Genomic DNA, 20,929 nt, shown 5'->3' with positions numbered 1-20,929 from the left:
ATATTTTATGTTTTGCAATATTTTATTGCAACAAAGCAATTAAATCTAGAAATATTTATTGTATTCTAAAATGAAGTATATGTTTTGCAGTATTTTGTTGCAAATGCTAGTTGTTTATTATTAATTTGATATCCTTGTAATAGTTTTTAAAGAATATATTTTGCAAAAAACCGATAGACATCAAGTTATAGTAGAAGAGGTTCAATTACATAATAGGGTGTTATTGACAGATTTAGCCAACATTCTAAATGTGTCAATGGATACCGTTAGGCGAGATATAAAAGAGCTTGATGAATTAAAGAAATTGCGAAAAGTTCATGGAGGAGCAATCTCTAATGGATTCAATACCTATTCCGATCGGTCTAAGGAGATTTTTGAACAGGATAGTAAAGTGAAGATTGCAAAAAAAGGCATCTCTCTTTTAAAAAATGGTGATGTTGTTCTTATAAGTGGCGGGTCTACCAACTTGGAGCTAGCTAAACTTATTCCTAGAAAAATGGACCTTACCTTTTTTACGCCAAGTTTACCTATGGCAATTGAACTTTTGAATAATAAAACTCATCATCATGAAGTATACATAATAGGAGGTAAGCTGTCAAAGGAATCCCAATTGGTTACTGGGGGAGTGTCTATTAATAGTTTAACGGATATTTCTGTGGATGTCTGTTTTTTAGGCACGGGATATTTAGATAGTGAAAAAGGAATTACTGAAACCGATTTGGAAATTGCGCAGTTAAAGAAGGCTATGATAGATTCGTCTAAAAGATTGGTGGCTTTAACCATCAGTAAAAAGTTAAATACTGTAAGTCGTTATAAAATATGTGAAATTAATACACTAACTGATTTAGTCACAGAGCTAGAGCCCTCTGCCAAGATTTTGGAATCCTACACGAGTAAAGGGGTTAATCTGGTTTAATAAATTGGAATTAAGCAACGCTGGGGAATAATAAAATCTATAGTAATTGTAATAAATTTAGGATTTTCATAAGCTTAACAATTTAATCGTAGTTATATAAATGTGAACTTCTTTTACTTCCCGATACAAAAATTAGCGAAAATATTTCCTAACAACTCATCATTAGTTACTTGACCGGTAATCTCACCTAAATGATAAAGTGCTTCGCGAACGTCAATGGCCATTAAATCACTAGAAATTTCTGCTTTCATACCAAACTGCACTTTTTCTATTTCTTCTAAAGCTTTTAAAAGGGAGTTGTAATGGCGGGTATTGGTGACAATGGTTTCATTATTTCTGAGTGCTCCTGTATTTACAAATTCCAAAAGGCTGTTTTGTAAATCTTCTACACCTTCACCTGTTTTTGCGGATAGGTATTTTACTTCGTCTAATTGAGATGCAATTTTTTCCTTATCCGTTTCAGAAAGGGTATCGGCTTTATTTACTAGAAGAACCAAGGGCTTTAATGGATTCTTATTTTTTATTTTCTCAAAATCGATTACTGTGTTTTTTAACTTTTGGTCATTTACCAGAAGTTTTGATCCATCAACGAGCAATAAAATAACTTGTGCTTGTTCAATTTTTTCAAAGGTTTTTTTAATCCCCATTCCTTCCACAACATCTTCGGTTTCCCTAATTCCGGCAGTATCAATAAATCGAAATCCTATGCCGCCAATAGAAATTTCGTCTTCTATGGTGTCCCTGGTGGTTCCTGCTATATCGGATACCAATGCACGCTCTTCATTTAAAAATGCATTCAATAGTGTAGATTTACCCACATTTGGCTCACCTACAATTGCAACAGGTATTCCGTTTTTTATCACATTGCCAACAGCAAAAGAGTCAATTAATCCTTGAAGTACCTTTTGAATTCTGGCCAATAATTCTTTGAACGCGGTACGATCGGCAAATTCTACATCTTCCTCTGAAAAATCGAGTTCTAATTCTATTAATGAGGCAAAATTGAGAAGCTCTGTGCGTAAATGTTTTATTTCATTACTGAAACCCCCACGCATTTGTTGCATGGCTATTTGATGGCTTGCTGCATTATCACTAGAAATAAGATCGGCTACTGCTTCTGCCTGACTTAGATCCATTTTTCCGTTAAGAAAGGCACGTAACGTAAACTCTCCAGGGTCTGCGGTTCTACAACCATTTCTAAGAAACAACTGAATGATCTGCTGCTGAATATATGGCGAGCCGTGACAAGATATTTCTATGACGTTTTCGCCTGTGTATGAATGCGGATCTTTAAAAATAGAAACAAGGGCTTGGTCCATAACATTTTCACCATCCATGATATAACCTAAATGAATGGTATGGGTTTTTTGGTCTTTAAGAATTTTCCCTGATGCAGACTTAAAGTGCTTAGACGCAATTGTGATGGCATCTGGACCAGAAAGTCTTATGACCGCAATTGCCCCTGCGCCTGCAGGAGTGGCCAATGCTATGATAGTTTCCGTTTTAATCATCGTGCAAAAATAATCATTTAATAACTGTTCTTCTTTTCTTATTTTACTGGTATTTTGTTTTCAGTATTCATTTATATAGTAATTTTACACGGTTTAAATTTTAATCAGAAAATGAAAAAAGTATTTGTTTTAGTTGTATTTATGTTTGTTTCTATTACAGGTGTTGCTCAAAGTGATACTGATGGTTCTTCTACCGAGATTACTATAGAGGAACAGAAAGAAATGGAAGAGGTTCAAAAGAAAGTAGAAAAAGCGGAGGCGAAAGCCAAGAAAGAAAAGAAAGAAGCTGCTGAGAAAAAAAAGCAGGAGAAACTTCAAAAGCAGATCAAATCGAAAGAGAAGTCTATTTCAAGTGAAAAGAAGCAAATTGAAAAGTTACAGTCTCAATTAGAGAAAGGAAAGTTAAAAGGTACGCTCTCTCCGGTGGATATTCAGAAAAAAGAAGATAAGATAGCTAAGGGTCAAATGAAGATCATGAAAGAGCAAGAAAAATTAAAAAAACTGAATAGAAAATTATAATTTATTCTTTTTTGTAACAATTACGGGGGTTGTGCGTCTTATTTATAGAATTCATCATTAAATCAATCAAAAATGGAACTAGTAAATAAAAACGCAGTCGCAGTACGTGAAGACCGAAATCTATTGGTCATAACGCATTTATCTCAATATTTAGATTTTGTAACAGGCTTTGGCGGACTTCTTGTGCCGTTGGTAATTTGGTTAACCACCAAAGACACGGTTATAGGAATGAATGAACATGGTAAGTCTGTAATTAATTTTCAATTATCATTGATTTTGTATCTTATAATTGGTATTCCTGGTATTTTATTATTTGGACTTGGAATCTTATTGTTGGTTTTTGCAGGAATTTTATCTTTGGTAATGCCTGCTATTAACGCCATAAGAGCTAGTAACGGAGAATCGCCAAGTTATTTTGGTACCATACGTTTTATCTCATAAGCTAATTTATAAAGCAATAAAAAAAGGGTCAGTTTTTAAACTGACCCTTTTTACTATTTTAAACTTAGGAAATTAACTGTTCAACATAACAGGCATTACCAACATGGTTACATATTCACCTTCATCCAAACCGTCTGAAGGAGTAAGTATACCGGCACGGTTAGGTAAACTCATTTCTAAAGAAACTTCGTCAGAACTTAAGTTGTTCAGCATTTCAGTTAAAAATCTTGAGTTAAATCCTATTTGCATATCATCACCTTGGTAAGAACACGTTAATCTTTCTTCTGCCTTGTTAGAGTAATCAATATCTTCTGCGGAAATGTTCAATTCAGCACCGGCAATTTTTAATCTGATCTGGTGCGTTGTTTTATTTGAGAAAATAGAAACCCTTCTTACTGAACTTAAGAATTGATTTCTGGCTATTGTAAGTTTGTTTGGATTCTCTTTAGGTATTACCGCTTCATAGTTTGGATACTTACCATCGATCAATCTACAGATAAGCTCTGTGTCTTCAAAACTAAACTTGGCATTACTTTCATTGTATTCTATAAGAACGTCAGATTCGCTGCCCGCCAAAATTCCCTTTAATAAGGTTAAAGGTTTTTTGGGCATAATGAATTCTGCTACCTGTGAGGCTCTAACATCTGTACGTTGATATTTTACCAATTTGTGAGCATCTGTTGCTACAAAAGTTAAATTCTCTGGTGAAAATTGAAAGAAAACACCGCTCATTACAGGTCTTAGGTCATCATTACCGGCAGCAAAAATGGTTTTGTTGATAGCAGTGGCAAGAATATCTCCAAGTAACGTTGTTGAACTAGGGCTAGTTAATTCCACAGCTTTTGGAAATTCTGCTCCATCGGCATATGCTAAGGCATATTTACCGTGATTAGAACTAATTTCTACGGTATTGTTATCTTCAACAACAAATGTCAAAGGTTGTTCCGGAAAAGTTTTCAACGTTTCTAAAAGTAATCTGGCAGGTACTGCAATGGTTCCCTCGTTATCCGAATCTACCGTTATAACGGAACTCATAGTGGTTTCTAGGTCAGACGCTGATACAGTTAGTTTGTCCTTTTGCAAGTCGAACAGGAAATTATCCAGTATTGGTAATGTATTACTGTTGTTGATTACACCTCCTAATATTTGGAGTTGTTTTAGCAAATAGGTACTTGAAACTATAAATTTCATTCTTTAAATTTTATTGATATTGTTCCTGAAATCATCAAGAAAAATAGGTTTTAATCCTTAATGTTGGCAGTTTTCATTATCAACAAAGATATTTTAATTGCCCTTTTTAAGGAAACAAACTTATTAACAGTTTGTTGTTGTTCAAGGTACGGTATACTACTAGTTTTTACGGCATTATGCTCATATAATTTTCATAAGTACATTAGTTATTAACTTTTACCGTTTTGAGTTTTATTAAAAGTACACCTGTTAAAACAAAATATTTCTGTTTGTAAGGCTACTCAAAATCTACCATGATCGTATCCCTGTAATCTAATCCTAATAGGGTAGAGGCTCCGCCTACGGTAGTAAGGTTACTTTTAAATATTGCCAATTCTATATAGTTAGATGAATTAAATATCGCCAATAAATCACCTGCACTTTTTCTCTGGCTCTTCTCTAAACTGTAATCTATAAAATCATTATATGCTTTATGGATCGTGTTTATTTTATGGTTACGAACCAATAGCGTATACGGTCTATCTTTGCGATAAGCGTCAAATAGATTTTTTCTAATATTAGTTACCACATTGCCATAGTTGTCTATATAAATGACACTGCCAATAATTTTTTTGCCTTCTTCAGTAATTCTAGGTGAAAACTCCCTTAGGTCCCTTAGTTCGGTAAATGGCTTGCCTACCAATTCTAAAGTACCTCCACGGGCTATATGACAGGCAACTTGTATAAAGACATTGAGCACGGGAAAAGAATTTGCAATGGAATCCGGTAAATTTATTTCAAACACTTTTTCCGGTGTCATTTCAGAAGTGATCAACCCTATAACACCGGTATTTGCACTTATAAAATAATGACCGTTTACCAATGCTACAATATGTTTATTGTCTGGGGTTTCTTCTGAGTCTACACCAACTATATGTATAGTGCCTTTGGGAAAACTATTGTATGAATTAGATAGCACGTAGGCACATTCTTGAATATTGAATGGCATGATGTCATGCGAAATATCAACAATTTTAGCATCGGGCAATTCGGTATATATGGAGCCTTTCAATACAGCTACAAAGTGATCTTTAAGTCCAAAATCTGTTGTGAGGGTAATTATTGCCATACAGCAATGTTGATATGTTTTTGGTTAGTCAAACTTAAAATTTGCTTAAATTTGATATACAAAACTAAACAAAAAAACAGCGATTAGAAATTAATATTCGCTAACTATAAATCATTATAAAAACGACTGTTTGAACGAGATAATTCTAGAACTTACCGAAATTAGCCCAAGAGAATTTTTTGGGCAGCAAAATGAGCATATTGATTTATTGAAAAAGTACTTTCCGAAGTTGAAGATTGTTGCCCGTGGCAATAAGATAAAGGCTTTTGGGGACGAAGAACTTCTGGAAGAGTTTGAGAGGCGGTTTGATATGCTTACACAGCATTTCATCAAATACAATAAATTAGATGAAAATAGTATTGAGCGTGTACTTACCAGCTCTGATGACGAAGAATTGAAATCTTCAAAGAATAGTGGTGAAACTTTGGTGCATGGTGTTAGTGGTAGGTTGATCAAGGCACAGACAGCCAACCAACGTCGCTTGGTAGATGCTTCTAAAAAGAATGATATGGTTTTTGCCATTGGACCTGCCGGAACTGGTAAAACTTACACCGGTGTTGCGCTTGCGGTAAAAGCTTTAAAAGAAAAACAGGTTAAAAAAATCATATTGACCAGACCAGCGGTTGAAGCTGGTGAGAACTTAGGTTTTTTACCAGGTGATTTAAAGGAAAAGCTAGATCCTTATATGCAGCCTTTGTATGACGCGTTAAGGGATATGATCCCGGCGGAGAAGTTGGTGCATTATATCGAGAACGGAACCATACAAATTGCCCCAATGGCCTTTATGCGTGGTAGAACCTTGGATAATGCCTTTGTTATATTAGATGAGGCGCAGAATACTACCCATGCCCAAATGAAAATGTTTTTGACAAGAATGGGTAGAAATGCACGATTTTTAATAACTGGTGATCCAGGACAAATAGATTTACCACGTAGAACCATTTCTGGATTAAAGGAAGCATTACTTATTTTAAATAATGTAGAGGGTATAGAAGTCATATATCTAGATGACAAAGATGTAATACGCCATAAGTTGGTTAAAAAAGTTATTGACGCGTATAAAACTATAGAACATCACAATTAAAAAATTTCATGGCAAATAATACTATTTACGAAACAGAATTTAATTTTCCTGGTCAAAAAGATGTCTATAAGGGCAAGGTACGATCGGTATACACATTAGAAAATGATAGGTTGGTAATGATAGCGACCGATAGGTTGTCTGCATTTGATGTGGTTATGCCCAAAGGAATTCCTTATAAAGGGCAGATTTTGAATCAAATTGCAACTCAAATGATGGCATCTACCGAAGATATTGTGCCTAATTGGCTAACGGCAACACCTGACCCAAATGTAGCAGTAGGCGTAGCTTGTGAGCCTTTTAAAATTGAAATGGTTATTCGTGGATATTTATCTGGTCATGCCGCTAGGGAATATAAGTTGGGCAAAAGAATGCTTTGTGGCGTTGCAATGCCAGACGGAATGAAGGAAAACGATAAATTTCCCAATCCGATAATTACACCTGCGACCAAAGCGGAAATGGGTGATCATGATGAGGATATTTCTAAAGAGGATATTTTAAGTAAAGGGATTGTCTCTAAAGAGGATTATGCCTTACTGGAGAAATATACTTATGCTCTTTTTGAAAGAGGCACAAAAATAGCTGCAGAAAGAGGTTTGATTTTAGTGGATACCAAATATGAATTTGGAAAAACCAAAGAAGGTGAAATTGTATTGATAGATGAAATACATACCCCAGATTCTTCAAGGTACTTTTATTCTGAAGGGTATCAGGAAAGACAAGATGCCAATGAACCTCAAAAACAATTGTCAAAAGAGTTTGTAAGACAATGGTTGATTGCCAATAATTTTCAAGGTTTGGAAGGACAGACGGTACCTGAGATGTCAGATGAGTATATTGAATCGGTTTCGGAAAGATATATTGAATTATATGAGCATATCACCGGAGAACCTTTTGTAAAGGCAGATACTACGCATATTCATGATAGAATCAACAGAAACGTTTTAAATTATCTTGAGAGTCTATAGTGTTACCTGATCAAAGATTTAAACGTAAAGTTTTTCTTTTCTTTTAATCTTGAAATGATTTTTAAAAAGGCGACTGCTGTTATGTAAGCGTCGCCTAATGCAGTATGCCTATCTTTTTTGGAGATAGAGAACTTTTCTGCAAGCTCATCTAATGAATACTGGGCTTTGGGCTGCACCAAATAAGATTTTAAAAGGGTTTTCTTATAAATTACACCGGTATCTAAGACCTTGTTTTTTAATTTGGGTAAACCATGCCTTTCTAAAGCGGTATTTAGCATCCCCATATCAAAACCTGCATGGTGCGCAACGATAATGGCATTGCCAACATATGCCAAGAATTTTTCTAAGGCTAGAATTTCTTGAATACATTCTCGTTGTCCATTTTTCAATAAACCGTGAACAGGAACGGTTTCTTTATTGAATTTTTCTTGTTCCAAATAAATATCAAAGACTTCCTGTACAGAGATGGTTTCCCCTTTGACCTTTACAGCACCTATTGAAAGTATTCTGTCTTCTTCAAAACTAAATCCTGTGGTTTCTGTATCAAGTACTACAAAAACAAGTTCATTGAAATTTTTACTTTGAGGTTCTTTAAAGAGGTTCTCGTATTTCAACCAAAAATCAGGTAAATGCTTGGGTGTTTTTTTAAATAGCCTCATTATCCTAAAATATTGGTGACCTTAAAACGAAGCGTGATCAATTCTTGTATTTCTTTTATCGCTTTAAAGGTGCGCTTCAATTTCATTTTTTCCTGTTTTGTCAATTGCTCCAATTCAATAAATCTACCAGAATCATGATGTAAAAGCCCTTGTCTTGTTCTAAATTTAAGTAAAGCCTTTGTAGCGTAAGAGCAAGCTAAATATAATTCTTGATTGTTTGGTTCCAACTCCGCCAATTTTTCATAACGCTCCCAAGTGTTGCTAATAGCTTTTACTGAATGCGATAATATTAATACCCTGGCTGCATCTATCAAAGGTCTTAATGCTCTACTTTTTAAATCGAAAAAATCTTTATGCTGTCCATCCTGCTCTACTAAAAACTGTCTAAAGAAGCCGGTGGGTGACGGACTCTGTAATGCGCCATTTGCCAAATGCACCAAGAAAATAGGGTACTTTTCTACAGTTCTAAATATGTGTTCAGACATGTTGTCCAACAAACTTCTTTCTCCGTAAGCCAAACTGTAATCAAAAAATATAGATGACATTAATACTTCATTTGGTCCAGGGTTGCTGATCCAGTATGATAGTTTATTTTTCCATTCTTGTAAACTTAAACACCATTTAGGGTTTGATGCCATCATATCTGCAGGGCAATACTCATATCCAATAGTATTAAGTCCTTTGGTTATATGTTTGGCAAGCTCTAAAAAATACGTGGTAGTCTTTGGTAAATCCTCTTCTGGCACATCTTCAAAAACTAAGGCATTATCTTGATCAGTGTGTAACAATTGTTCACTTCTACCTTGACTTCCTAAAGCCAACCATGCAAAATTGGTTGGTGGAGGGGTGTCCATTTTTGCTATGGATATTTCTACTACTTGTTTTATACAGGTGTCATTAAGTTCTGAGATAATTTTTGCGATTAATCCTAGTGGAATATTTTGTTCCAAATACCCCGTTAAAAGCACCATAATACTTTTTCTGAGCTGCTTTATTTTCTTTATGCGCGTTGTTCGTTTTATGGCTTTGACCAAAACTGCGGGGTTGTCACCCAAGGAAACCATTACGTCATGTTTAGATAATATACCTAAAGCTGGGGTGTTTGGAGTACCATCTTCGGTGATCACCAAATGACTGATGTTACTTTTCATCATAGCCATTTGAGCCTGTGTAATGGTTAGATTTTTTGGGTAGGTTATTACCGGTGAAGCCATAATAGTCTTTACCGATGCGGTTATAGGCTGTTTGCCCGTTATTACCTTATTTCTAAAATCTTTATCTGTTATGATACCTACAGGTAGTTCTTTGTTGACAACAAGAATGGATCCAATTTGCTTTTTGGTCATTATCTCAGCTGCCTTTTGTATGGTAGTACGTGTTGAACAGGTAATTAGCTTTTTAGAATAACTAGCTAATTGTAAATCTGGTAGTACTACTTCATTATTGGTTGTTTCACTGTCTTCCGTATCGTAAAGCTGACCTTTTTGACTTTTGGCGTAAGGGTTGCGCGTATTGGAGGCAAAACTCTCCATTAAAAAAATCGTTACTTGCTCGTTCTGTTTTGCAATTGGTTTGAATATGTCTATAGGAATACCATAGATAATAGATTCTTCATGTGCTCTAGCCTCTAATTTGTAGTTTTCATTGGCAAAAAGCGGTCGTAGGCCAAAAATATCGCCTTCATCGCAATAGTCAAGAATATTGGAGGTCGTAGGGTTGTTCAACGTTATCGCGCCCTTATGAACCAAATAGAAATGAGCGTGTTGGTTTTCATCAACAGAGAAAATGATGCTATTTTTCTCTTTATAAATAATGACTACGTGTTCGGCCAATTGAAATAATGACTTATGGTCAAGTGCGTTGAACGGAGGGTAATTCTTAATAAAATCCGCTACTCTTTCAGAAATAAGATTTTTCATAAAATAAAGTTAGCAGAATTAAAGATGATAAAAAAAGGTCCGGACAATGTTTGCGCTTTCATGACAAAAACCAGCTTGTTTTAAGCTTAGCAATCACTTAAGAAAACGCCTACTGCTAGTCCTCCTTCAGAGGTTTCTTTGTATTTAGAGTTCATATCCTTGGCGGTTTCCCACATGGTCTGTACAACTTTATCTAGCGGTACTTTAGCTGCAGAAGGGTCAGAACCCAATGCAAGTTCAGCGGCGTTGATCGCTTTAATGGCTCCCATTGAATTTCTTTCTATACATGGTATCTGTACCAGACCACCTATAGGGTCACAAGTAAGTCCTAAATGATGCTCCATGGCTATTTCCGCAGCCATGAGAACTTGTTCTGGAGTGCCGCCTAAAAGTTCGGTCAAAGCTCCCGCTGCCATTGCTGACGAAACTCCTATCTCTGCTTGGCAACCACCCATGGCCGCTGATATTGTAGCTCCTTTTTTAAAGATACTTCCTATTTCTCCCGCCACTAATAAAAATTGTTTTACATGCTCAAAATTACCGGCATGGTTTTCAATGACCATGTAATACATTAATACGGCAGGTATAACACCTGCACTACCGTTTGTAGGTGCAGTGACTACACGGCCCAAAGAAGCATTTACTTCATTTACACTTAGGGCAAAACAGCTTACCCATTGCAAAATTTGCCTAAATTTTACCTCGGTTTGTCTAATACTTTGCAACCATTCCTGCGGTGTAGAGTAGGGTAGGTCACTTTTTAATTTGTTATGCATTTCAAATGCCCTGCGCTTAACTTTTAGCCCGCCGGGTAAAGTACCTTCGGTATGGCATCCGGTGTACATGCACTCTAGCATGGTAGACCAAATTCTATTAAGTTCGTGGTCTATGACCTTATCTTCTCTTAAAGAACGTTCATTCTGCAAAACAAGGTCAGATATCTTTAGGTCTTCATTTTTGCAGAACTCAAGTAACTCAGTCCCTTTTTGCACTGGAAAAGGAAATTTTTTGAACATGTCAACTTTGCGCTTGGCATTTTTTCGGTCTTCTCCAATTACAAATCCACCGCCAATAGAATAGTAGGTTTTTGAGATTTTTCTTCCAGATTTCAATTTTGCCTGAAATTTTAGGCCATTAGCATGAAAGGGCAAAAACTTCTTATTGAAAATAATATGTTTTTCCGGATCAAATACAATACTGTACTTACCGTCTAAAAGCAACACATGGTCATTTTTTATTGAAGATATCATAGGGTCTATACTTTCAATAGGCACTAATTCCGGATCGGCACCCAATAGCCCTAACATTACGGCATAGTCTGTGGCATGCCCTTTACCCGTTAATGATAGAGAGCCATATAAATGTACCTCTACTTCTTCAACGTTTTCAAGATTGTTTTTAGAGTTTAACCGTGCCAGCCAACGTTCTGCGGCACGCCATGGTCCAAGAGTATGTGAACTGGAAGGACCAACGCCTATCTTTAACATATCAAAAACACTAATGCTTTCTATCTCCAAATCTTATTAGTTTTGTAGGCTAAGGTACAATGTTTCGGCAACCTTTTACCATACTAAATTGGCATATTTAATTTCCTTTAAAACATAATAATGACATCATGTCAGTTTTTTGTGCTTGGCATATTGTTTGTCATTTACATACCGATTGTAAAATAAAGCACTTAATTTAAAACATATAAAATGAGTAAGATTATAGGAATAGATTTGGGTACTACCAACTCCTGTGTTTCCGTAATGGAAGGTAATGAGCCAGTGGTAATTCCAAATGCAGAAGGAAAAAGAACTACACCATCTGTCATCGCTTTTGTTGATGGTGGTGAAATTAAAGTTGGTGATCCAGCAAAAAGACAAGCGGTAACCAACCCTCATAAAACCATTTATTCTATTAAAAGGTTTATGGGTAATAAATTTTCTGAATCAAGTAAAGAGGCAGGAAGAGTACCTTATAAAGTTGTTAAAGGAGATAATGATACGCCTAGAGTAGATATTGATGGCCGTTTATATTCTCCACAAGAATTATCTGCAATGATTCTTCAGAAAATGAAGAAAACTGCAGAAGACTATTTAGGTCAAGATGTTTCTCGTGCGGTTATTACTGTACCAGCATACTTTAACGATGCACAGAGACAAGCAACCAAAGAAGCTGGTGAAATTGCCGGTTTAACTGTAGAACGTATCATTAACGAACCTACAGCTGCATCTTTGGCTTACGGTATGGATAAAAAAGATACCGACCAGAAAATAGTTGTGTTTGACTTTGGTGGTGGTACACATGATGTATCTATATTAGAGTTGGGCGATGGAGTATTTGAAGTATTGGCTACTGATGGTGATACACACTTAGGTGGTGATGACGTAGACCAAAAAATCATTGACTGGTTGGCAGAAGAGTTCAAGGCTGAAGAAGGTTTGGATCTAAGAGAAGACTCTATGGCGTTACAACGTTTACGTGAGGCTGCTGAAAAAGCTAAGATAGAATTGTCTTCATCTGCACAAACGGAAATTAACTTGCCTTACGTTACCGCAACTGCTTCTGGACCTAAGCACTTAGTAAGAACTTTGACTAGATCTAAGTTTGAGCAATTGATTGCTGATTTGGTAAAGAGAACTATTGAGCCATGTGAAACTGCTATGAAAGCAGCGGGACTTTCTAAGAGCGATATTGATGAGATTATCCTAGTTGGTGGTTCTACTAGAATACCAGCGGTACAAGAAGCTGTTGAGAAATTCTTTGGTAAAAAACCTTCTAAAGGTGTAAACCCAGATGAGGTTGTTGCTATTGGAGCAGCTATTCAAGGTGGTGTTTTAACTGGTGATGTTAAGGATGTATTGTTATTAGACGTTACACCACTTTCATTAGGTATTGAAACTATGGGTAGTGTAATGACAAAGCTGATTGAAGCTAACACTACGATACCAACGAAAAAATCTCAGGTGTTCTCTACGGCAGCGGATAACCAACCATCGGTTGAAATTCATGTATTGCAAGGGGAAAGACCTATGGCAAATGATAACAAGACCATTGGTAGATTCCATTTAGATGGTATTCCACCAGCAAAAAGAGGTACTCCACAAATTGAAGTAACTTTTGACATCGATGCTAATGGTATTATTAAGGTTTCTGCAACTGATAAGGCAACGAACAAAACTCAAGATATTCGTATCGAAGCTTCTTCTGGATTAACTGAAGAGGAAATCAAAAAGATGAAAGCAGAAGCAGAAGCTAATGCCGAGTCTGATAAGAAAGCGAAGGAAACTGCCGATAAGCTAAATGAGGCCGATGGTATGATTTTCCAAACTGAGAAGCAGCTTGAGGAATTTGGCGATAAATTATCTGATGATAAGAAAAAGCCGATAGAAGAAGCTTTAACAGAGTTGAAAGCAGCATATGAGACAAAAGATATAGCTGTAATTACTCCTGCTTTGGATAAAATCAACGAAGCTTGGAAAGTTGCATCTGAAGAGATGTACAAAGCACAAGCTGAAGCTCAAGGTGGTGGTGCTCCTCAAGGAGAGCCAACTGCAGACGGTGGTGCTTCTGAAGGTGATAATGTTGAAGACGTTGACTTCGAAGAAGTAAAGTAATATAACTTTAACTTGATATATAAAAGGGGCGGTATTTACCGCCCCTTTTTACTTTTACGGTAATTTATTTTGAACCACGTATTATTAAAGTAATTTTACAGTATGATAAGAAAATACTTTCAGACATTTTTAATTGTTTTCATTTCGATTATATGGAAAATACAAAGTCAAGAGATTCAAATTTTCACTGTTGAAGATTTTGATTTGACGGGTAACGTAAAAAAGTGTTTGGTAAGCACCGACTATGGTAAAGAGGAATATGACTTTAATAAAAATGGTCTTTTGACAAAATCGGTTACCAGATATAATGATCAAGATTATGACGTGGTTTATTACAAGTACGGTAAAGGGGAGTTGTTAGAAAAGCGCTCTGAATCATACAGAAATAATACTTTTGATGCCAGTACGTCAATAGCTCATTTCTATGAAATAGATTCTACGGATAACCTTAAAATACAAGAAAGGATATTTTCTTATGATAAACAGTTTTTAGATGAGTACATATATTATTATGACGAGTTTGGTGATTTAATAAGTATAAAAAGAACTAACAATGATGGTACGGATATTACCCAAATAGAACATAAGAAATTTAAAGGTGAGAATACGGTAACCTATCTATTGAACGAAGTACCTTTAAAATCTATTCGTACATCTACTTTAAAGCCTAAGAATAAACCGGTACAAAAAGTTGTGTTGACCAAAGAGTATTTAAATGGTGAAGAGAATTTCGCCTTTGAGGAGGTTTATAGTTTAGGTGATAAGTTAATGGCTGAACAGGAATTTGAATATGATGGTGTTGCTGAAAAATTTATACCTACAACTAGAACTACTTATGAATACGATGAGAAGGGCATGTTGGTAACCGAAACTGCAAAAAGAGGAGCGGGAATCATAAAAAAGGAATACATCTACCAATATGATAATTCAGAGTTTGGGAATTGGGTTAAACAAATTGTGACACCTGATAATACCTATACCACTAGAAAAATCACCTATTACCCACAAATGTCTAAAACGGTTGAAGAATAATACTATTGATTTTTCTTTATCCATTCAGTACGCAGTAAACCATAACAACACGTGTTTCTTTTAAAGCCATCTAAAAGGTAGACATCCTTTCTTAAAATACCTTCTAAAACACATCCTAATTTTTCTACTGCTTTTCTAGATGCGGTATTACGCTCATCTACACGAAATTCCACTTTTTCAAAATCTAAAGTGGTAAAGGCATAATCAAGCATTAATTTTTTCATTTCCGTATTTAACCCAGTACCCTGAAATTCACGACCTATCCATGTAGAACCTATATGTAGTACTTTGTTTTTATAATTCATGTTCATATAACGGGTGCATCCGGCATAAACACCTTGCTTTTTATCATATATTATGAATGGAATGCTAGTGCCTGCCGTTAATTGTTGTAAAGCTATTGTCACATAATTTTTTAAGCTGTTGGGCGTAGCAATATCGGACGGAGAATATTGAACTAAACTTTCTTGAGATGCTATAGGTATCAATACTTTGTAGTTATCCATTGTTAATGGACTTAACCTTACCCTTTCATTTTCTAGAGTTACTTGACCTTTCATTATATTAACTGATTTATAATTTCTTTTTTTACTTCATGTACACCGTCAAAACTTATATGTTGAATATTATCTCCAAATAACAAATGAATTTTTTCGCTTTCTTTTGATAATCTTTCAGGACTAAGATAATGGTCTTTATCTCCAATAATGGATATGACTTTGGTGTCTTTGTTTAAAAAGTTGAAATCTTGTTTCTTGAGTTCATTGGGCAAACCACCTGCGTAGATAATCAATTTTGAACATTGAAGTTTAGAATAAGCCAGATACCTTGTAGCTATTGAAACTCCTTGAGAAAATCCGAAAAAAATAATCTCACAATGTTCTGGCAAATTTTCGTTTTCCAATACCGCATCAATATAATTAAAAACGTTTATGGTTTCCAATGATGTATTTTCTTTGGTCAACCAACTTGCCCCCACATGTTTGTATTCATTTTTTAAATAGTATTTAGAAGGTGCTTGGGGTGCAATAATATAATTTTCTTCTTTGGGTAGGTCTGCAAAATATTTAAGGAAAAAACGGCTTAAATACCCAATGCCATGGAAAACTAACCAGACACGTTTTGTTTGGCTATTTAATTCATTTAAAGTCTCATATGTATTGGTGGTATGATATGAGACGTTTTTAACTTTCTTGTTCATGTATTTGCAATTCTTCTTAGCTTTTCAATTGGTAATGTAATGCTTAATTTTACAAAAAAAAGGATGAACGACTACAAAGAAAAAATTTTAAAGATCTGTAACGAAACTTCTAAGAATACCTTAATGGAAACATTGGATATTGAGTACATAGATGTTGGGGAAGATTTTTTATTGGCTAAAATGCCTGTTACGTCAAAAGTTCATCAGCCCGACGGTGTTCTCCATGGTGGTGCGTCTGTAGCATTGGCAGAAAGTGTTGGTAGTGCGGCATCCTATATATTTTTGGATGGAAACAAGTACTTTGTAAGAGGTTTGGAAATTGCAGCAAATCATGTAAAAAGCATAAAGGATGGTTTTGTTTATGCAAAAGCTACCATTTTACACAAGGGAAGAACCACACAACTGTGGGAAATAAAAATAACCAATGAAGCAGATCAATTAATCTCGCTTTGTAAATTAACTACAATAGCATTACCCAAAAGCTAGTATGCCGCAAGAACTTTTTGATCAAGTTGAAATCTGTTTAAAAGAACAGTTACCATTTGTATTGTATAGAAAGCCCAATAACGCTGAACTTATTGGGATATTTCAAAGTAACGATGAGGTTCACTATGTTAAAGATTTTACAGAAACGGGTTTCGTTTTTGCACCCTTTAATTTAAATGACAATGCCATATTGTTAAAGATGGATGTTGTTATTAAAGCATTGTATGAGCAAAGTGAGATAAATGATTTTAACCAAAATGTGTCAGTAGCGTACAATGAAATAGAAAAACTTAGATATCTTAATTTGGTTTCATCTGCAATTAAAACTATTGACAAAGGTGATTTTAATAAGGTAGTATTGTCTCGTAAAATTGAGGTTGAATTTAAAGAAGACGTATTAGAGGTATACCAACATTTGTTGAATACTTATAAAAAAGCATTTTGTTACTTCTGGTATCATCCAAAAATTGGTTCCTGGATGGGGGCAACGCCAGAAATATTGGTAAAAAGAAAAGGTTCTCAATTTTCTACTATGTCGCTTGCGGGCACACAGAACTCTCATAAATCTGAAATGCCAAAATGGTCAAAGAAAGAATTGGACGAACAACAATTGGTGACAGATTATATCTTAAACGCTTTAAAGGAAAAAACGGTTTCATTAAAAAGCTCTGAAAGAGAATCTGTTAGAGCTGGTCAACTTTGGCATCTTAGAACGGAAATAAAAGGTACTTTTTCTCCTAATAATTTTGGTACTGTATTAAAAGCACTGCACCCAACACCGGCTGTATGCGGTACACCTTTGGTTAGCGCCAAGGAATTTATTTTGAACAATGAGATGTACGATCGCTCGTTTTATACAGGTTTTCTTGGGGAGTTGAATATTCAAGAAGAAGTATCAAGAAACAGAAATAGAAAAAATCAAGAAAACAGTGCCTACCGAAGTGTAGCAAAAACATCAGAGCTCTTTGTGAATTTACGCTGTATGCAATTGCTGAAAAATAAAGCGGCTATTTATGTAGGTGGTGGTATCACAAAAGATTCCAATCCAGAAAGTGAGTGGGAAGAAACCACTTTAAAAAGCATGACAATGCTTCGTGTATTAAGCGGTAATTAGACACGCAATTTTTGGTATATAATCGGCATTGGTCGTATTTTTGAACTACATGAAATACTCTGCTATACCCACTGCACAAACTATTGTTCAACATTGCCAGGCTAAGGAAATTGGTAATATTGTAATTTCACCTGGTTCAAGAAATGCGCCATTAACAATTGCTTTTGCAGAGAATCCTTTTTTTAAGTGCTTTAGTATTGTTGATGAGCGATCTGCCGCATTTTTTGCCTTAGGTATGGCACAACAGTTAAAAGAACCTGTAGTGGTACTTTGTACCTCTGGTAGTGCCCTTTTAAATTATTACCCTGCAATTGCCGAAGCATACTACAGTAACATTCCGTTAATTGTAATTTCTGCAGATCGGCCCGTTTATAAATTAGGTATTGGTGATGGACAAACTATTGATCAGCGCAATGTTTTTAAAAACCATATTGGTTATTCGGCAAATTTAAAACAAGATGTAAGTCACGCCTCCTCAACTGTATTGCAGTACAGACCAGATTGGTTTGAGGATGGTAAAATGGAAGATATTCAGCACGATGTTCAAACCTTTAATGACCAGCAACTTAATCTTGCTTTTGATATTTCGTTGAAATCTAATAGTCCGGTACATATAAACGCACCCTTTGAAGAACCTTTGTATAATACATTTTTAGAGCCAACTGTTTCACCTCAATTAAATATTGATGCTAATGAAATCGTAGATGTACTAAATTTAGAGCCTCATAGGGAAATTTGGAATGCATCTTCTAAAAAAATGGTTTTGGTAGGGGTAAACTCTCCCAATGAGGTAGAAAGTGAAATTTTAGATTTTTTAGCGAATGACCCTAGTGTTTTGGTATTGACTGAAACTACTTCTAACATTCATCATCCACATTTTTTTAATAGTATAGATTCTTTAATTGCACCTATTGAAATGCAATTGGATAGTGATGAGTTGTTCAAAAAATTAAGACCTGACGTGTTGATTACATTTGGTGGATTAATTGTCTCTAAAAAAGTAAAGGCTTTCTTAAGAAAACATAAACCAGATCATCATTGGCATATTGGTGGGCAAACAGCGAATAATACATTTTTTTGCCTGAAAGAGCATTTAAAAATTTCTGTTAACCGTTTTTTTGATGAGATGTATGCACAACCCATTAAAACGGAAAGCGATTATTTTTTGAGTTGGAATAAGGTGAAACAAGGCTACATGTTAAAAAGAGAGGCGTATCTTAAAAAGATTCCTTTTTCTGATTTTTCAGCTTTTGGACAGTTGTTGCGTTCCGTGCCAGATAATTACATGTTGCAATTGGCAAACAGCTCTACTATTAGGTATACCCAGTTGTTTGATTTGAATCCTTCATTAAAGGTATTTTGTAATAGAGGTACTAGTGGTATTGATGGTAGTACATCTACTGCCGTTGGTGCGTCTTGGGCATATGGTAGCCCCACTTTATTGGTTACGGGTGATTTAAGTTTTTTCTATGATAGTAATGCACTTTGGAACAATTATATAAAGAACAATTTTAGAATTATAGTAATTAATAATGGTGGAGGTGGCATTTTTAGGATCCTCCCTGGTAAAGATGATTCCAGTGTATTTGAAACCTATTTTGAAACACGTCATTCTCTTTCCGCTGAGCATCTGTGCAATATGTTTGGTTTTGATTATAGAACGGCTAAATCTTCTATAGAACTTGAAGAGGAATTAAAGGTCTTTTACAAAGAAACCGTTCGTCCGATGTTACTGGAAATTACTACACCTACATTAATAAACGATAAAATTTTGATTGATTATTTTCGTTTCATATCTTAGTAGGGTATTAACCATTAATTATAACACATTTAACATGAGTAAAAGAGACGATTTAATAGAAAAGTATGCTGCGGACATCAAAGATAAATTTGGTGAGGATGCAGATATGGACTTGCTTAAAAAAGTAACTGTTGGTTTAGGACCATCTATTTACAATATTGATGCTTCTAAAGTATCTGGTGGTGACCAAAAAGAATTGGATACTGTTAAGAACAACTATTTGATCAAAAAATTAGGTCTTGCAGATGATTCTAAATTAGATGACGCTATTGCTACGGTTATGGAGAAGTATGGTTCTTCTAACAGAAATAAGCATAGAGCGGTTATCTATTATAAGCTATGTCAACATTTCAATAAAGCATCTGTTTACGATAAATAGTCAGATGGCAAATAATATAGAGACCGTTATCTTTTGATAACGGTCTTTTTTTTGCTCTGGTATTTAAATATTTAAAATGTAATTTTGCAGCATGATAGAATTAGGACGTATTAACAACCTTGAGATTTTAAGAGACACCAGTGTAGGGCTTTTTTTGGGCGATGAAGACGGCAATGATGTTTTGTTGCCAAATAAGTATGTGCCTACTGGGTATGAAATAGGGCAGAAGATTAAAGTTTTCTGTTATTTGGATTATGATGAAAGACCAGTTGCAACAACTTTAGAACCGGATATTATGCTCGGTGAATTTAGATTGTTACAAGTTGCTGAAGTTAATGAGTTTGGTGCTTTTATGGAGTGGGGATTGGAAAAACACCTATTGGTACCTTTTAGGGAGCAGCGTGTTAAAATGAAAGAAGGCCAATGGTATGTTGTTCATTGTTATTTAGATGAGCGTTCTGGTAGATTGGTAGCGTCTAATAAGCTTGATAAATTTCTTAGTAATGACACCGTAGACCTAAAAGAATGGGAGCAGGTAGACCTAGTGGTTACTCGGCAAACAGACTTAGGGTGGGAAGTGATCGTAAATGAAAGGCATAAAGGTTTGGTATATTTTAATGAAGTCTTTAAGCCAATTAATATCGGTGATGTAATACCTGGTTGTGTAAAAACGATCAGAAAAGATAATAAGTTGGATATTTCACTTCAACCACTTGGAGCAAAAGTATTAGAACCTGCGGCAAAAAAAATATACGAAGTCTTGGTTGAAAACGGTGGGTTTTTAGGGTTACATGATAAATCTGCACCAGAAGAAATTAGAGATGTCTTTCAAATGAGCAAGAAGACTTTTAAGAAAGGTCTGGGTACGCTTTATAAAGACAGAAAAATAAAAATAGAATCTGACGGTATCACATTATCAGAAGATTAGGGTGTTAATTGTAAGAAAATTCTTAGTTATTTGATTTTCAACGAAATAACTTAAATAATGGTCAGGTTTATTG

20 protein-coding genes are annotated in these 20,929 nt (G+C 35.2%); 12 read left to right on the top strand and 8 right to left on the bottom strand.

Features of this window, described 5'->3' with window-relative positions; translation table 11 throughout:
* Positions 1-160: 160 nt before the first annotated feature.
* Positions 161-916, top strand: a complete 756-nt coding sequence (locus I600_RS04220; RefSeq protein WP_058103244.1) for a DeoR/GlpR family DNA-binding transcription regulator — start codon at positions 161-163, stop codon at positions 914-916.
* Between the two features lie 113 nt (positions 917-1,029).
* On the opposite strand, the gene mnmE is transcribed toward I600_RS04220, so the two are convergent.
* On the bottom strand, positions 1,030-2,427 hold the full coding sequence (gene mnmE, locus I600_RS04215) for a tRNA uridine-5-carboxymethylaminomethyl(34) synthesis GTPase MnmE (protein ID WP_058103243.1): 1,398 nt from the start codon (positions 2,425-2,427) through the stop codon (positions 1,030-1,032).
* A 111-nt stretch (positions 2,428-2,538) separates the two neighbouring features.
* Between mnmE and I600_RS04210 the strand changes: the two genes are divergently transcribed.
* Positions 2,539-2,946, top strand: a complete 408-nt coding sequence (locus I600_RS04210; protein WP_058103242.1) for a hypothetical protein — start codon at positions 2,539-2,541, stop codon at positions 2,944-2,946.
* A gap of 72 nt (positions 2,947-3,018) precedes the next feature.
* A complete protein-coding gene (locus tag I600_RS04205; RefSeq protein WP_058103241.1) occupies positions 3,019-3,387 on the top strand; it encodes a DUF4870 domain-containing protein in 369 nt (122 codons plus the stop codon).
* Positions 3,388-3,459: 72 nt separating this feature from the next.
* Here the strand turns inward: I600_RS04205 and dnaN are convergent, their stop codons facing one another.
* Both dnaN and I600_RS04195 read right to left on the bottom strand, forming a co-directional pair.
* Complete coding sequence (dnaN, locus tag I600_RS04200) at positions 3,460-4,578, bottom strand: DNA polymerase III subunit beta (protein ID WP_058103240.1); 1,119 nt, start codon at positions 4,576-4,578, stop codon at positions 3,460-3,462.
* A gap of 277 nt (positions 4,579-4,855) precedes the next feature.
* A complete protein-coding gene (locus tag I600_RS04195) occupies positions 4,856-5,686 on the bottom strand; it encodes an SAM hydrolase/SAM-dependent halogenase family protein (protein WP_058103239.1) in 831 nt (276 codons plus the stop codon).
* A gap of 130 nt (positions 5,687-5,816) precedes the next feature.
* On the opposite strand from I600_RS04195, the gene I600_RS04190 reads away from it, so the two are divergent.
* Both I600_RS04190 and I600_RS04185 read left to right on the top strand, forming a co-directional pair.
* The gene (locus I600_RS04190) at positions 5,817-6,770 is read left to right on the top strand and encodes a PhoH family protein (protein WP_058103238.1); all 954 of its coding nucleotides are present in this window, start codon (positions 5,817-5,819) and stop codon (positions 6,768-6,770) included.
* A gap of 8 nt (positions 6,771-6,778) precedes the next feature.
* On the top strand, positions 6,779-7,735 hold the full coding sequence (locus I600_RS04185; protein ID WP_058103237.1) for a phosphoribosylaminoimidazolesuccinocarboxamide synthase: 957 nt from the start codon (positions 6,779-6,781) through the stop codon (positions 7,733-7,735).
* Positions 7,736-7,737: 2 nt separating this feature from the next.
* On the opposite strand, the gene I600_RS04180 is transcribed toward I600_RS04185, so the two are convergent.
* From I600_RS04180 to I600_RS04170, 3 genes are all read right to left on the bottom strand, one after another.
* Entirely contained in the window at positions 7,738-8,394 is a 657-nt protein-coding gene (locus tag I600_RS04180; RefSeq protein ID WP_058103236.1) for a 3'-5' exonuclease, read from the bottom strand.
* Positions 8,394-10,313 carry a DUF294 nucleotidyltransferase-like domain-containing protein gene (locus I600_RS04175; protein WP_058103235.1) on the bottom strand — a complete coding sequence of 640 codons (1,920 nt, stop codon included), beginning with the start codon at positions 10,311-10,313 and terminating at the stop codon, positions 8,394-8,396. The genes I600_RS04180 and I600_RS04175 overlap by 1 nt, the downstream gene beginning before the upstream one ends.
* Positions 10,314-10,399: 86 nt before the next feature.
* Positions 10,400-11,824 carry an L-serine ammonia-lyase gene (locus tag I600_RS04170; protein ID WP_058104271.1) on the bottom strand — a complete coding sequence of 475 codons (1,425 nt, stop codon included), beginning with the start codon at positions 11,822-11,824 and terminating at the stop codon, positions 10,400-10,402.
* A 186-nt stretch (positions 11,825-12,010) separates the two neighbouring features.
* Between I600_RS04170 and dnaK the strand changes: the two genes are divergently transcribed.
* Both dnaK and I600_RS04160 read left to right on the top strand, forming a co-directional pair.
* On the top strand, positions 12,011-13,915 hold the full coding sequence (dnaK, locus tag I600_RS04165) for a molecular chaperone DnaK (protein ID WP_058103234.1): 1,905 nt from the start codon (positions 12,011-12,013) through the stop codon (positions 13,913-13,915).
* Positions 13,916-14,017: 102 nt separating this feature from the next.
* Complete coding sequence (locus I600_RS04160) at positions 14,018-14,947, top strand: hypothetical protein (RefSeq protein WP_058103233.1); 930 nt, start codon at positions 14,018-14,020, stop codon at positions 14,945-14,947.
* Positions 14,948-14,949: 2 nt separating this feature from the next.
* On the opposite strand, the gene I600_RS04155 is transcribed toward I600_RS04160, so the two are convergent.
* The gene (locus tag I600_RS04155; protein WP_058103232.1) at positions 14,950-15,507 is read right to left on the bottom strand and encodes a GNAT family N-acetyltransferase; all 558 of its coding nucleotides are present in this window, start codon (positions 15,505-15,507) and stop codon (positions 14,950-14,952) included.
* Positions 15,507-16,148 carry an alpha/beta hydrolase gene (locus I600_RS04150; RefSeq protein WP_058103231.1) on the bottom strand — a complete coding sequence of 214 codons (642 nt, stop codon included), beginning with the start codon at positions 16,146-16,148 and terminating at the stop codon, positions 15,507-15,509. Before I600_RS04150 ends, I600_RS04155 begins: the two co-directional genes overlap by 1 nt.
* Before the next feature lie 63 nt (positions 16,149-16,211).
* Here I600_RS04150 and I600_RS04145 point away from each other — a divergent pair, with 63 nt between their 5' ends.
* The 5 genes from I600_RS04145 to I600_RS04125 all read left to right on the top strand — a co-directional run bounded on the left by I600_RS04145 (position 16,212) and on the right by I600_RS04125 (position 20,856).
* Positions 16,212-16,634, top strand: a complete 423-nt coding sequence (locus I600_RS04145; protein WP_058104270.1) for a PaaI family thioesterase — start codon at positions 16,212-16,214, stop codon at positions 16,632-16,634.
* Position 16,635: 1 nt separating this feature from the next.
* On the top strand, positions 16,636-17,748 hold the full coding sequence (locus I600_RS04140; RefSeq protein ID WP_058103230.1) for a chorismate-binding protein: 1,113 nt from the start codon (positions 16,636-16,638) through the stop codon (positions 17,746-17,748).
* 49 nt (positions 17,749-17,797) lie between these two features.
* Complete coding sequence (gene menD, locus I600_RS04135) at positions 17,798-19,549, top strand: 2-succinyl-5-enolpyruvyl-6-hydroxy-3-cyclohexene-1-carboxylic-acid synthase (RefSeq protein WP_058103229.1); 1,752 nt, start codon at positions 17,798-17,800, stop codon at positions 19,547-19,549.
* Positions 19,550-19,583: 34 nt separating this feature from the next.
* A complete protein-coding gene (locus I600_RS04130) occupies positions 19,584-19,928 on the top strand; it encodes a DUF2853 family protein (protein WP_058103228.1) in 345 nt (114 codons plus the stop codon).
* 91 nt (positions 19,929-20,019) lie between these two features.
* Positions 20,020-20,856 (top strand): CvfB family protein, encoded by an 837-nt coding sequence (locus I600_RS04125; protein WP_058103227.1) that lies wholly within the window; start codon positions 20,020-20,022, stop codon positions 20,854-20,856.
* Positions 20,857-20,929 lie beyond the last annotated feature (73 nt).

Source organism: Maribacter dokdonensis DSW-8 (assembly GCF_001447995.1).
Lineage (GTDB): Bacteria > Bacteroidota > Bacteroidia > Flavobacteriales > Flavobacteriaceae > Maribacter > Maribacter dokdonensis.
This window is presented reverse-complemented; position numbering and strand designations above follow the sequence as displayed.